General features: G+C 70.5%; 12 protein-coding genes. 1 reads left to right on the top strand and 11 read right to left on the bottom strand.

Translation table 11 applies throughout. The features are described 5' to 3' along the window. Positions 1-24 precede the first annotated feature (24 nt). Genes FRAQA3DRAFT_RS01330 through FRAQA3DRAFT_RS01300 form a run of 7 tightly spaced genes read right to left on the bottom strand, consistent with a single transcriptional unit; the run spans position 25 to position 8,621 of the window. Positions 25-1,191, bottom strand: coding sequence for an acyl-CoA dehydrogenase family protein (locus FRAQA3DRAFT_RS01330; RefSeq protein ID WP_009399390.1), 1,167 nt, complete (start codon positions 1,189-1,191; stop codon positions 25-27). 15 nt (positions 1,192-1,206) lie between these two features. Continuing rightward, a complete protein-coding gene (locus tag FRAQA3DRAFT_RS01325; RefSeq protein WP_009399389.1) occupies positions 1,207-2,637 on the bottom strand; it encodes an aldehyde dehydrogenase family protein in 1,431 nt (476 codons plus the stop codon). A gap of 20 nt (positions 2,638-2,657) precedes the next feature. Next, positions 2,658-3,455 carry an SDR family oxidoreductase gene (locus tag FRAQA3DRAFT_RS01320; protein ID WP_009399388.1) on the bottom strand — a complete coding sequence of 266 codons (798 nt, stop codon included), beginning with the start codon at positions 3,453-3,455 and terminating at the stop codon, positions 2,658-2,660. Between the two features lie 19 nt (positions 3,456-3,474). Further along, the gene (locus tag FRAQA3DRAFT_RS01315) at positions 3,475-4,653 is read right to left on the bottom strand and encodes an amidohydrolase family protein (RefSeq protein WP_009399386.1); all 1,179 of its coding nucleotides are present in this window, start codon (positions 4,651-4,653) and stop codon (positions 3,475-3,477) included. Between the two features lie 40 nt (positions 4,654-4,693). Further along, entirely contained in the window at positions 4,694-6,898 is a 2,205-nt protein-coding gene (locus FRAQA3DRAFT_RS01310) for an acetate--CoA ligase family protein (protein WP_009399384.1), read from the bottom strand. 53 nt (positions 6,899-6,951) lie between these two features. Further along, positions 6,952-8,193: a cytochrome P450 gene (locus FRAQA3DRAFT_RS01305; protein ID WP_009399382.1), complete on the bottom strand. Its 1,242-nt coding sequence runs from the start codon at positions 8,191-8,193 to the stop codon at positions 6,952-6,954. Next, positions 8,190-8,621 (bottom strand): nuclear transport factor 2 family protein, encoded by a 432-nt coding sequence (locus FRAQA3DRAFT_RS01300; protein WP_009399380.1) that lies wholly within the window; start codon positions 8,619-8,621, stop codon positions 8,190-8,192. Before FRAQA3DRAFT_RS01300 ends, FRAQA3DRAFT_RS01305 begins: the two co-directional genes overlap by 4 nt. A gap of 209 nt (positions 8,622-8,830) precedes the next feature. Here FRAQA3DRAFT_RS01300 and FRAQA3DRAFT_RS01295 point away from each other — a divergent pair, with 209 nt between their 5' ends. After that, positions 8,831-9,946 (top strand): acyl-CoA dehydrogenase family protein, encoded by a 1,116-nt coding sequence (locus FRAQA3DRAFT_RS01295; protein ID WP_232291861.1) that lies wholly within the window; start codon positions 8,831-8,833, stop codon positions 9,944-9,946. Between the two features lie 69 nt (positions 9,947-10,015). Here the strand turns inward: FRAQA3DRAFT_RS01295 and FRAQA3DRAFT_RS01290 are convergent, their stop codons facing one another. Genes FRAQA3DRAFT_RS01290 through FRAQA3DRAFT_RS01275 form a run of 4 tightly spaced genes read right to left on the bottom strand, consistent with a single transcriptional unit; the run spans position 10,016 to position 13,008 of the window. After that, complete coding sequence (locus tag FRAQA3DRAFT_RS01290; protein ID WP_009399378.1) at positions 10,016-10,768, bottom strand: SDR family NAD(P)-dependent oxidoreductase; 753 nt, start codon at positions 10,766-10,768, stop codon at positions 10,016-10,018. A gap of 13 nt (positions 10,769-10,781) precedes the next feature. Then, the gene (locus FRAQA3DRAFT_RS01285) at positions 10,782-11,198 is read right to left on the bottom strand and encodes a MaoC/PaaZ C-terminal domain-containing protein (protein WP_009399375.1); all 417 of its coding nucleotides are present in this window, start codon (positions 11,196-11,198) and stop codon (positions 10,782-10,784) included. Further along, complete coding sequence (locus tag FRAQA3DRAFT_RS01280; RefSeq protein WP_009399374.1) at positions 11,195-11,677, bottom strand: MaoC family dehydratase N-terminal domain-containing protein; 483 nt, start codon at positions 11,675-11,677, stop codon at positions 11,195-11,197. The genes FRAQA3DRAFT_RS01285 and FRAQA3DRAFT_RS01280 overlap by 4 nt, the downstream gene beginning before the upstream one ends. A gap of 53 nt (positions 11,678-11,730) precedes the next feature. Continuing rightward, positions 11,731-13,008 carry an acyl-CoA dehydrogenase family protein gene (locus tag FRAQA3DRAFT_RS01275; protein WP_035920435.1) on the bottom strand — a complete coding sequence of 426 codons (1,278 nt, stop codon included), beginning with the start codon at positions 13,006-13,008 and terminating at the stop codon, positions 11,731-11,733. Between the last annotated feature and the right edge of the window lie 15 nt (positions 13,009-13,023).

Genomic DNA, 13,023 nt, shown 5'->3' with positions numbered 1-13,023 from the left:
CCGGGGACGCTCGAGCCGGTCGTATCAGTAGCTCTTCGGAAGACCGAGGACGTGTTGGGAGAGGTAGGCGAGGATGAGCTCCTGCGGGATCGGGGCGATCTTCATGAGCCTCGCCTCCCGCCAGTAGCGGACGACGTGGTACTCCTCCGCGTAGCCGAAGCCACCGTGCGTCTGTATGGCCGCGTCGGCGGCGGCGAAACCGGCCTCCGCGGCGAGGTACTTCGCCGTGTTGGCCTCGGCGCCCGCGGAAAGTCCCTGGTCGATCGCCCACGCGGCCTGGCGGGTGACCAGTTCCGCGGCCCGTAGCCGAGCATGGGCGTCCGCGAGCGGGAACGCCACCCCCTGATTGGTCCCGATCGGGCGGCCATACACCACCCGATCGTTGGCGTAGGCGACCGCGCGACGCAGGGCGGCCACGCCGATGCCGATCGCCTCCGAGGCGATGAGCACGCGCTCCGCGTTCAGACCGTCGAGGAGGTAGCGGAAGCCGTGTCCCTCCTCCCCGACCCGGTCAGAGACGTGAACCATCAGGTCGTCGTAGACCGTTTCGCACGAGGAGACCGCGTTGCGGCCCGCCTTCGCGATCGGGGTGATGGTGACCGCGGGATCGGTGAGATCGGCCATGAGCAACGTCAGCCCGTCGGTGCGCCGCACGCATTCCTCCGCCGGCGTGGTGCGCACCAGAAGCAGGACGCGGTCCGCGTCCAGGGCCTTCGAGGTCCATACTTTCGCCCCCCGCACGCGGTAGTGGTCCCCTTCGCGCACCGCGGACGTCCGAATGGCGAGGGTCTCGGTTCCCGCATCGGGTTCGGTGACGCCGAAGGCGACATGCAGGCTGCCGTCCGCCACCCGCGGGAGGTAGCGCCGCTTCAGCTCGGCCGACCCGTACTTCTCTACCGGGTGCATTCCGAAGATGGAAAGGTGAACAGCGCTGCAGCCGTTCATCGCCGCGCCGGACGCCGCTATCTCCTGCAGGATGACCGAAGCTTCGACGATGCCGCGCCCGCCACCGCCGTAGTCCTCTCCGATGGCGATACCGATCCAGCCACCCTCGGCGAGCGCGGCGTAGAAGTCCCACGGGAACTCGTGTTTCGCATCGCGCTCGGCCCAGTACTCGTCGTCAAACTTCCGGCAAATGCCCCGGACCGCGTCCCGGATGAGCTCAATGTCCGCGTTCGGCGTGAAATCCACCGGATGATCTCCTCCTCAGTCGGACGGGCCGAGCTGCAGCGACTTGAGCTCGTAGAACTCGAGCAGGCCGTGAACACCCAGCTCTCGGCCGGTGCCGGACTGTCGGTAACCACCGAACGGAGCGAGCGGGTTGAACCACGAGCCGTTGATGTCGACCTGCCCGGTCCGCAGCCGGCGCGCGACCCGCTGCGCCCGCGCCGGATCGGCCGACCACACGGCACCGGCGAGACCGTAGATGCTCGCGTTCGCGATCTCGACCGCCTCGTCCTCGTCGCCGTAGGGGATGATCGCCAGCACCGGGCCGAAGACCTCCTCGCGCGCGACTCCCATATCCGGGCGGACGTCGGTGAAGACGGTCGGCGCGACGAAGTAGCCGTCGGCGGCTCCCGGCGGCGGCTGCGTGCCACCGGCCAGCAGGCGGGCACCCTCGGCGAGGGCCCGCTCGATGTGCTCGCGAACCCGGCTCTGCTGGGCCTCGGACCCGAGCGGTCCGAAGTTGGTCGAGGGCTCGAGGGGATCGCCGGCGCGGTATCCCTGGAGCCGGGCCATCACCAGATCCTCGACCTCGCCGAGGCGGTCACGCGGGACGAGCATGCGGGTCCAGGCCGTGCAGGTCTGGCCGGAGTTGGTGAAGCAGTTGGCGACGCCGACCTTCACGGCCTGCGCGAGGTCGGCGTCGTCGAGGATGATGTTGGCCGACTTGCCGCCCAGTTCCAGCGCGACACGTTTGACGGTCTGCGCCGCCGCCGCCCCGATCCGGCGTCCCGCCGCAGTCGAGCCGGTAAAGTGGATCATGTCGACGCCAGGGTGGGCGACCAGCGGCTCCCCGACCGAGGCCGCGGTGCCGGAGAGCAGGTTGAACACCCCTGGCGGGAAGCCCGCTTCCGCCATGAGATCGGCGAACACGAACGCCGACAGCGGTGCGACCTCGGACGGCTTGACCACGACGGTGCAGCCCGTGGCCAGGGCGGCACCCACCTTTCCGACCACCTGCTGCAGGGAGTAGTTCCACGCCGTGATGGCCGCGACCACGCCGATCGGCTCACGCACCACCAGCGAGTCACCGATCCGTTCCTCGATCGGCAGCGTCGGCAGCAGTTCACGGTAGGTCGCCAGCACCCGGATCGGCAGGCTCACCTGAACCAGACGGGAGACCTTGATCGGGGTTCCCACCTCGCTGGAGATGAGCCGGGCCAGGTCCTCGGCCCTCTCGGCCATCAGCGTCTCCACCCGGGCCAGGAGACCGAGCCGCTCCTCGAGCGGCGCACCCGACCAGGTGGGGAAGGCCCGACGCGCGGCGGCGACCGCCAGGTCGACGTCCGCCGCGGTGCCGTCTGGCACCCGTCCCAGGACCTTGCCCGTCGCGGCACCGTGAACGTCCAGCATCCGTTCTCCGGCCGACGCCCGCCAACCGCCGTCGATGAAAAGACTGTCACGTTCGATCATGTCCGCTCCCGTCATCACCGTCATCGCGGTGTCTTCGCGTGCAGGCGACGCATCCTCGTGAGCCAGCCGTCGTAATCCGCGGCCTTCCCGCGGAAGTACTGCTCCACTTTCGGATGCGTGAGAATAAGGAACTGCTCCGTTCGGATACCCGCCACAACGGCCGCCGCCGCATCGTCGGGGTCTATGGCTCCCGCCACGGCGAACCATTCACCCTGCGCGCCGCGCAGCATGTCGGTGCGTACCCCTTCGGCGACGATGCACGACACCTTGATGCCCTGCGCACCATGATGAATCGACAGCCACTCCGTGAGCCCCACCACGGCGTGTTTACTCGCCGTGTAGGGGGCATTCCCGAGCGCGGTCAACAGTCCCGCCGCCGACGCGTTCTGGACGAGGTATCCCTCACCCCGCGCGAGCATGTGGGGCAGCACCGCCCGGGCCGCGTACACCTGGGCCATCACGTTGACGTCCCACATCTCCTGCCACGCGGCGTTCGAGGCCCAGACGTTGCCCCGGTCCTGCAGCGGCGTCACGCCGTCGTGCGGCTCGCCCCACAGGACACCCGCGTTGGCGACGAAGACGTCGATCCGGCCCCGCACCTCGATGACATCCCGCACGAGCGCACGGATCTGGGCCTCGTCGCGCACATCTACCACCCGGCCGAGACCGCCGACCTCGGTGGCCACGCGCCGCGTGCCGGCGGCATCGATGTCGCAGACCACCATCGAGGCCCCCTCGGCGGCGAACCGCCGGCACATCGCCTCTCCCATGCCATTCGCACCACCGGTGACGACGACGACCTTGTCCCTCAGCTCCATGACGGCCGCGCCTGGCCGGTCAGACGAGGCCGGTCAGCGCGGCGGTGTTAAACCAGAGGATCTTGCGCTCGGCGACCGGGTCGTCGAGCTCGGCCACGGTCTTCTCGTAGTCCCGGGGCTCGGCGAGTCCCTCGGGGTGGGGGTAGTCGGACCCGAAGATCACGTGGTCCACGCCCAGATGCCCGACGACCTCGATCAGATCGTCCTCCCAGAAGGGGGACACCCAGACGTGCTCCTTGAACTGCGCCACGGGGTCCGAGGCGAAGAAACCGGGCCGCTGGAAACCCGCCCGGTTGAGGCCGGCCAGCAGGAGCGGAAGGAACTCGGCACCGTTCTCCACCGACGCAATCCGCAGCGTCGGGAACCGCTCGAACAGCTTGTCGCAGACCAGCGCTCCGAGGTAGGTGCCGATCGCCCGGTCGTGGCCCACCGCGACCTCCAGCGGCGGGGCGACACCGCCGATGATGTTGCCGTGGTGCTCGACGTACTTGTCCAGACCCGCCCCGCCCACCTCGCCGACGTGCGGGACACAGGTCGCGCCGGCCTCCGCGATCCGGGCCCAGATCGGATCGAAACGCTCACTGCCGGGACTCACCCAACCATCCGCGGTGTAGACCGCCTGCGGGCGGACCACGAACAGGCGGGCCCCGTGGGCCAGGCCGTGTTCGACCTCGGCCACGGCAGCGTCTACGTCACCGAAGGCGAGGTACGGCGCGGTGAAGATGCGGTCGGCGTGGTTGTATCCCCAGTCGTCCAGCAGGTAGCGGTTGAACGCCCTGAACGCGACGGCCGCGGCGGCGACGTCGTACTGGAGGCTCTCCTCGATGCCCATGCCGAGGGAGGGCAGCAACCAGATGGCCTGGAGCTCCTGGGAGTCCATCCGGGTGATCCGGGCATCACGGTCGCGGTAGTGGGCCGGGAGCGGCTCGCGCTGGGCGAGGTACTCCGCGAGCGGCTTTCCGGCCTTGTTGCCCCGAAAGTAGTCGGACATGACGCCCGGTTGGACGATGGGGTCGAAGGTCGGGTTCGTGACGGTTTTATCCGTCTTTCCCCCGACGATCAGGCGTACCCTCTTGTCGATGGTCGCGACCTGCACCGTGCGTTCGGCCCAGCCCTTCGGGCAGTGCCGAGTGAACGCGTCCAGGGGCTCGTAGTAGTGCTGGTCGCAGTCGAAGACCGGTAAGACTGCCTCTGACATCGGGAACCTCATTCAGGAAAGGCTCGCGTTACGCACGGAATCACGCGTGAACGTCGTTTTCTAATTCTAATCTCAATTTTTTCCCGGTCAAGTCGACGGGACTCGCGATGAGCAACGCATCGACGACGACGCCGCCGCGCCGCGATACCAGCGCCGGGTTGATCTCGATCTCCGCCAGCCCGTGCGCCCGCAGCACCTCGCCCAGCCCGTTGAGGGTCGTGGCGAGCCAGGCGAAGGAGACCGGTTCGCCACCCCGGAACCCCTCGAGAAGTTCCGCCGTCCGCAGGCGGGACGCCGCCCGGCGCAGCGTGGGCTCGTCGCACGGCAGCGGCACCGACTCCACGTCGCGGAGCACTTCGACCGCGGCGCCGCCGAGGCCGAAGCTCCCGAACACTCCCAGCAGACCGGCGTCACGGACGGTGAGAACCAGTTCCAGGCCGCCGGAGACCATCTTCTGCACGATCCAGGGGCGGGGGCCGTCCGCCGCCCACCGGCCCCGCATCTCGCTCAGCGCCGCCGCCACCGCCGGCGCGGAGCCGAGCCCGACGGCGACCAGGCCAAGCTCCGTCCGGTGCGCCACCGCCGCGTCACCCGACTTCAGGACGACGGGGTAACCGATCTCCTCGGCGGCCTTCAGTACCGAGAAGGTGGCGTCGGCGCACACCCGCATCGGGCAGACGTCGACTCCGGCGGACGCCAGCAGCATGAGGGCATCCGCCCCGCCGACCACCCCGCCGGCGGTCCCGGCCGTGGCCGTCCCCGACGGCACCGACGGCACCGACGGCACGGCCGTCCCCGACAGCACCAACTGCGTCGGCTCCCGCGCCGGGCCGAGCAGGGCCCGGACGACCCGGCCGAGGTCGGACGGGGTCTGCGCGACCAGGACGCCCGCGGCGCGCAGGCGGGCGATGTGGGGTCCGAGCGCCGGGCCGCCGTACCAGAGCACGACGAACGGCTTGCGGGAGCTCTCGCGCACCGCGAGGACGTCATCGACGCTGGACTGGTTCCACCCACGCGCGCCCATCGGCAGCGGGACACACACCGCTTCGACCGCCGGGTCGTCGGCCACCGCCGCGAGGTAGTGCCGGAAGTCGTTCGGCATCGACCCGGGACCGACGTCGAGCGGGTTGGGGGCCGCCGCGAAGGACGGAGCCCGCTCCTTCACCCGGGCGAACGTCGCCCCCGACAGCGCAGGGAAGGTCACCCCGGCCGCGGCGAGCTGCTCCGTGGCGAGAACGGCCATACCGCCGGAGTACGCGACCATCCCCCAGCGGCGCGGGAAACGCCCGCCGGGCTCACCGGTATCGGCACCGCCGAGTACCCACAGGTCGTCCGGATCGTCGACCACGGTCGCGCCCAGCGCTCGCAGCAGGGCCAGTTCGAGCTGGCCCCGTCCGACGATCTTGCCGGTGTGGCTGGCGGCCGCGCGCTCCCCGGCGGAGGTACGGCCCCCGAGATAGACGATGAACCGTTTGCCCGCCCGGGTGAGCTCGCGTACCGCCCGCGCGAGCAGTTCGCCGTCGCGGATGGACTCCAGGTACGCCGCGACCGTGTGGACGTCCGGGGCGCCGGCGAAGTACGCGAGGAAGTCGGGGACATCCATGTCGCGCTGGTTGCCGGTGCTCACGACATGCGAGACGCCGACCCCGGCCACCTTCGCCCGCTCGACCACGGTGCTCCCGATCGCCCCGCTCTGGGCGATGATCGCGAGGCCGCCGGCGGGGATCGGTTCCCCACCGGTCAGGACCGAGGTCATGCTCAACGCCAGTCCGGTGCGCACCGTGATCAGCCCGGTGCTGTTGGGGCCGACGACGTTGATTCCCTGCTCCCGCGCGTACTCCAGCAGCGAGTGCTCCAGCCGCTCGCCCTCCTCCCCCAGGTCGCCGAATCCGGCGGTGAGCATCAGGACCTGGCGAGCGCCCACCGCCGCGCACTGTTCGAGCACCCCCCGCACCCGATGGGCCGGCACCGCGACGACGACCACGTCCGGCACGTCCGGCAGGAGGGTCAGGGACCGCAGAGCCGGACGGCCGTCGACCTCGACGGCCGTCGGGTGGACGACGGTTACCCGCCCGGCGTAGCCGTAGGTCCCGAGGTGGTCGAGCACCGCCCGACCACCCGCTTTGTAGGCCTCGGTGACCCCTGTGGAGACCCCGACGATCGCGACGGAGTGGGGATCCAGGAAACGGGCGACGACGTCGGGCCGTAGCCCGGCGCGGCGATCGGCGCCTTCCTGCGCGGTCATGTCCGGGCCTCCTTCACCGCTGTCCGGCCCAGCGTCGACGGGTGTCGCCGGCATCAGTCGTCGCGCCAGGTGCGAAACGGCAGGTTCATCAGGCTCCGCGTCTGCCCGCCGTGCGTCTCGAGGACCGCGTCGGGCGGAAGGGAGAAGCGCGGTACGCGCCGGAAGATCTCCTCGAAGGCGATGGTCAGCTCCATGCGGGCCAGATGCATCCCGACACAGCGGTGGCTGCCTGCGCCGAAGACCAGTGTCGAGGCGATCTTCCGGTCGATGAGCAGCTCGTTCGCGTCCGGGAAGGCCTCCTCGTCGCGGTGCGCGGACGCGAGCGGCAGCACCACCCGGTCGCCGGGCTGCAGCTGCGTTCCGCCCAGTACCCGCGACTCCATGACGGTCCGGCTCGCATGGACGATCGGCTCGTAGCGCAGCAGTTCCTCGACGGCCCCGGGGATGAGTGACGGGTCGGCCGCGATCCGGTCCTGCAGGTCGGGCCGTCGGGCGAGGTGCAGGAAGCTGAAGCCGAGCGCCGTCGTGACCGTGTCGAGCCCGGCGAGCACCAGGACATAGGCGAAATTGAGGATCTCGTGGTAATCCATCTTCCGCTGGCCCGGCAGTTCGGCGTCGATCAGCCGCGAGAGGATGTCCTCCCCGGGAGTTTCAAGCCGCTCGTCGAGCAGGCCCCGCAGAAAAGTGTTCAGTGCCCGGCCCGCTTTCAGCCGCGCGGCCGTCTGCGCCTCCACATCGCCGTGCGTGGCCCCCTCCGTCGTCGTGTGCAGGATTGTGCCCGCCCAGTCGCAGAGCTGGTCACGCTGCTCGACGCTGAAATCGAGGCCGACGAGTCGTAGGAAGACGGCGCCCGGAAACGGCCGGCCGAACTTCTCCATGAAGTCGAACTCACGCTCGGCCGCCATGCGCGCGGCCAGCTCCGCGGCCCGGGAACGGATCTCGTCAGCCATACCCCCGATCGCCCGGGGGCGGAAGATCGGATCGATGATCATGCGATAGCGACGGTGCTCCGGCGGGTCCACCTCGAGCGGGATCAGGGCCCGCGAGTGGCCCGGAGTCGGGGGCGTGTCGGCGGGCCAGGAGGAGAACGCCTTCGCGTCGTGCAGCACCTCGTTCAGATCGCGAAACCTGGAGACGACGAAGAAGCCGCCGTAGTTGTCGGTGTAGGCCACCGGACAGGCGGCCCGCAGTTTTGCGTAGTCGGCGTGGGGATCGAGAGCGAAGGCCGGATCGTAGTGGTCGTAGTCGTGACCGAGCGCCTCGGCCGCCCGGCACGCGGCGGGTCGGTCGTTCATCGGGTGGCCGCCTCGGCCGCACCGTCCGACGGGTGGCCACCGAGCTCCCGCAGCGCCAGGCAGTCCTGGTAGTAGACGTCCACCCGGACGACCAGACCATCCCGGAGGCGGTACAGATCGAGCACCTTCATCGGCATGCTGCGTCCCGTTCTTCGTGAGGTAAAGGTTCCGAACACCCGGACGAGAACCGCGTCGCCCGCCGCATCCACCGTCGGGGGCTCCAGCCGCACGTCGTAGTCCCGGCCCACCGCCTTCAACAGCGCCACGAATCCGGACTTGCCCACCCACTCCCCGCCGAAGGGCAGGCTGGCGGCCTCGGCGAAGACGATGTCCTCCGCGAGAAGGCCGAGACAGGTGCCGACGTCGCCGGCCCCCAGGGCGGTCGTAAAGGCGCGGACCACAGCGACGGCGTCCGGTGCGATTGTCATGTTGCAGTTCCTCTCGTGGATTCACCCGGGCCGGACCCGGCGCCACGGCGTCGTCCAGCCTTGCCAGGGAGGCCCCGCTCGTCTACGTTTTCTATACCGAGTTCGAATTAGAAGTCAAGGTTGGGTCCGCGGGCCCAGCGGCCACGCGGCCGGCCCGCGGCCCGGCCTGTCCGGACGGCCACACGAGAGGGCACACGATGATCGCGGCAATGACGGCGGAGGGCCTGGAACTTCGGACGCTGGTCGGCGGCTTCCTCGCCGAGAACGCCCCCGTGTCCGCGGCCCGACATCAGGCGGATGTCGCGGGCGGCCATGACGTCGCGGTGTGGGACCGGCTGGGCAAGGAGCTGGGTCTGACGGCCCTGCACCTGCCCGAGGAGTACGGCGGGCTGGGACTGCCGTACGAGACGCTGACGGTCGTGCTCGAGGAGATGGGTCGCGTGTTGTACGGCGGCCCCTACTTCTCCACCGTCTGCCTCGGCGCCGACACACTCCTGCTGGCGGGCTCGCCCGACGATCGGGCGACGTTCCTGCCCCGGATCGCGGCGGCCGAGGCGACGGCGACGATTGCTTTTGCCGAAGGTGACCGTTTCGACGTGTCCGAGGTCGGCACGATCGCGGCCGCCGGTCCCGGCGGCTTTCGCCTGACCGGAAGCAAGACGCGGGTCGTCGATGGCGCGACGGCGGAGCTCCTGATCGTGTCGGCCCGCGCGGTGGGCACGATCGGCGATGACGGGCTGTCCCTGTTCCTCGTCGACGGCGACGCGGACGGTGTCGTCCGCGAGCCGATCCCGGCCTTCGACCAGACCCGCAGACTCGCCCGGATCGCGTTGCACGGAGCCCCCGCGCGGCTCCTCGGCCGGGAGGGCGGGGGCGCCGGTGCGCTGCGCTTCGTCCTGCGGCGGGCGGCCGTCGCCCTCGCCGCCGAGCAGCTCGGCGGCGCCGAGGCCTGCCTCGACCTGACGGTCGGCCATGCCCGGCTGCGCGAACAGTTCGGGCGCCCGATCGGCGGCTTCCAGGCGGTCAAGCACCGCTGTGCGGACATGCTCGTCGCCGTCGAGACCGCCCGGTCCGCCCTCTATGCCGCGGCCACCGAGGCGGAGTCACCGGGCCCGGAGCTCGCCGTGCGGTCGAGCATGGCCCGCGCGCACTGCTCCGAGGTCTTCTCCCAGGTCGCCACCGACGCCCTGCACGTCCACGGCGGCATCGGGTTCACCTGGGAGCACGACACGCAACTGTTCCTCAAGCGGGCCAAGGCGTCGGAGGTCCTGCTCGGCAGCCCCCGCGAGCACCGCGAGCTCGTGGCCCTCGGTCTCGGCCTCTGATCGGGCCCACCCGCTCGTGGCCCCGGGCCGGACGAGTTCCGGGACCACGAGCGGGGGTCCCGTCGGCGGTCAGACGGAGTATCCGCCGTCGACGCAGAGCGTCTGCCCGGTGACGTAGGACGAGCGCGCGGAGGCGAGGAACGCGACGACCTCGGCCACCTCGTCCGCGCGGCCGAACCGCCGCAACGGCGTCGCGCGCATCGCCGCGGCCAGTGCCCGCTCGTCGTAGTCGCCGGTCGCGAGAAGGTCCTCCCACAGGCCGGCCTGGATCACCCCGACACCGACGCAGTTGGCCCGCACGCCGTGCCTGCCCTCCTCCGCGGCGATGGCGCGGGCCACCTGCTCCACGGCCGCTTTGGGCGCCGCGGAGAGCAGGTCGCGGGTCGCATAACGTCGCAGCGCGGTCGTGACGAGGCAGACCGCGGCCCCCCGGGTCGCACGCAGCGGCGGGATGGCCGGCCGCAGCAGATTGAACGCCGCGACCGCGTCCCGGGACATCTGCCGGGCGAACAGATCCGGGTCGATCTCGCCGGTGTAGCGCATCGGGATCTGCGGACCGGCGGCATAGACGACGACATCGAGACGCGGGAGCCGACCGACGAGGTCGGCGCTGGCGGCCGCGTCCGTCAGGTCGAGCTGGCACACCCGGGCCTGCCGACCCGCATCGCTCACCGCGGTAGCCGCCCGCTTCGCCGCATCGGCATCGCGGCGGTAGGTGAGGACCACGTCCAGCCCGTCCCGGGCCAGCGCGCCGCAGATGGCCGAGCCGATACCGCCGCTGCCGCCGGCCACGAGCGCCTGACGGCGAGTTCCACCGGTCATGAGGTCGTCCCGTTCACTCGCCGCGCACCCGCGCATAGCCGCTGACGACCGTCTGGTCCTCCTGGTTGGTGGTGATCAACATCAGTTCGGCGGTGGGCCGACCGTCCTGTTCGCCGACGGCCGTGACCGTCACCGTGCCCGTCAGGGTGTCTCCCGGCCACACCTGCCGGGAGAACCGCACCCCGAACGCGGTGAGCACCGCGTCGTCGAGCCACGAGGTGACCAGCCGCGCGGTGAGACCCATGGTGAGCTGCCCGTGCGCGAGCACGGACGGGAACCCGGCGATCCTGGTGGCGTACACCTCGTCGGTGTGCAGCGGGTTGTAGTCACCCGACGCCCCGGCGTACATGACGATCTGAGTTCTGGTCAGCTCCTCGACGAGAAGCTGGGTGTGGGTGCCGCCGATCTCCAGCTCACGGACCATGGTCATGTCAAGCCCTCCGCCGGTCCTCCGGTGATCACTCTCACCCGGCGCGCCGTCACCACAAGTTCACCGGCGGGGTCGGTGAAACGGGTGATCTCCTCCTCGAACCGCAGCCGGCCACTGCGGGCGCTGTGCTTCTCCCAGGCCGCCCCGGCGGACCGCTCGACGGTGAGCACGTCGCCGGGCCGCACCTGGCGGTGGTATTCGTAGTGCTGCTCCGCGTGCAGGCTCGTCGTGCCCGCCCCCGGGGGCGGCGTACCCGGGCCTCGCCCCGATCCATACCAGGGCTGACCAGGCCGCGGCCGGTAGGGCCAGTCGGGGTCGAACTGAGCCACCGCGGCGACGAACGTGGGAGAGGCGGACAGCCCTCCCCGGTGGATCGTGCGCTCGTGCTCCGCGTCGTAGCGCACCGGGTCGTCGTCGCCGACCGCCCGGGCGAAGCACAGGACGTGCCCGGCCTCGACGGGAAACTGGAAACGTGGCACCGCGTTCTCCTTGTCGCCTTCCGAGTCGCCTTCCGAGTCGGCATCCGATCGCGTCACGATCTGATCGCCGCCGCCGGCCGTGGCTCCCGGGGCAGGCCGAGGACGCCCTCACCGATGATGTTGCGGTGCACCTCGCTGGTTCCCGCGTACACCGTGCCGGAGTGCGCGACGAGGTAGGCATCCTGCCAGTCGTCGGTCGGGTACCCGACGCCCGCGGGCCGCGCCAGGGCACCGGGGCCGGCGATGCGCAGCGCGATCTCCCCCAGCCGCAGGTGGTACTCGCTCCACATGAGCTTCCACGCGGTCTGCTGGCGTCCGGGCTCGCGGCCGGCGGCGATCTCGGCCACCGTCCGCGACCAGGTTGTGCTCAACAGCAGGACCTGGGTGGCGGCCCAGGCGAGATCCTGGCGCACCAACGGATCCCCGGTGAGCCCCTTGCGCCGCGCCAGGTCGATGAGGTCCCGCAGTTCCCGCCGCCGGGCCTGGATCAGCATCGTGCTCGCACGCCCCGCGGCGGCCCGCTCGAAGGCCAGCGTCGACTGGACGACCTGCCATCCCCGGCCGAGCCCACCGATGACGTCGGCGAGGCGGGCCCGAGTGGCGTCGAAGAACACCTCCGCGAACTCCGCGGCCCCCGTCATCTGGCGGATGGGACGCACCTCGATGCCGTTCTCCCCCGGGGTGAAGGGAACGATGACGTAGGACAGGCCCCGGTGCTTGGATTCCTGGGGGTTGGTCCGACACAGCACGAAGATCATATTTGCGGTCGCGAACCGCGAGGTCCACACCTTCTGGCCGGTGATGATCACCTCGTCGCCGTCGACGACGCCACGGGTCCGGGCCGACGCGAGGTCGGAGCCGGCCGCCGGCTCCGAAAAGCCCTGGCAGTAGCGATGGTCACCAGACCGGATGGGCGGCAGGAACCGCACCTGTTGATCGTCGGTGCCATGCAGGATGATCGACGGACCCACCATGGACTCGCCCTGGACCCGGTCAACGCGCGGAACACCGGCCCGGTAGAACTCCTCGTCGAGCACGGTCATCTCAGGGGCGTGCCAGCCTCTTCCACCATGTTCCGTCGGCCAGGCCGGACAGACGAGCCGGGCATCCAGGCAGCGCTGTTCCCATTGGCGGTAGCGCGGATCCCTGATTGCCCAGGCCCTCTCCTCCTCACGTACCCGGCTGGCGACGGACCCGGGCAGATCGACGCCCGACCGCCAGTCGAGCAGGTCGGCCAGCCCCGGCGGCGCATTGTCCGTGATCCAGTTCCGCAGCTCGGACCTCAGGTCAGCGAGCGTCGGATCGTCATCGAGACCGAGCTCCACGCGCATTTCTCCGTTCGTCGA

The organism is Frankia sp. QA3 (assembly GCF_000262465.1).
In the GTDB taxonomy this organism is placed as follows: domain Bacteria; phylum Actinomycetota; class Actinomycetes; order Frankiales; family Frankiaceae; genus Frankia.
The sequence above is the reverse complement of the archived record's forward strand: the minus strand, read 5'-3'. Positions and strand labels throughout refer to the sequence as shown.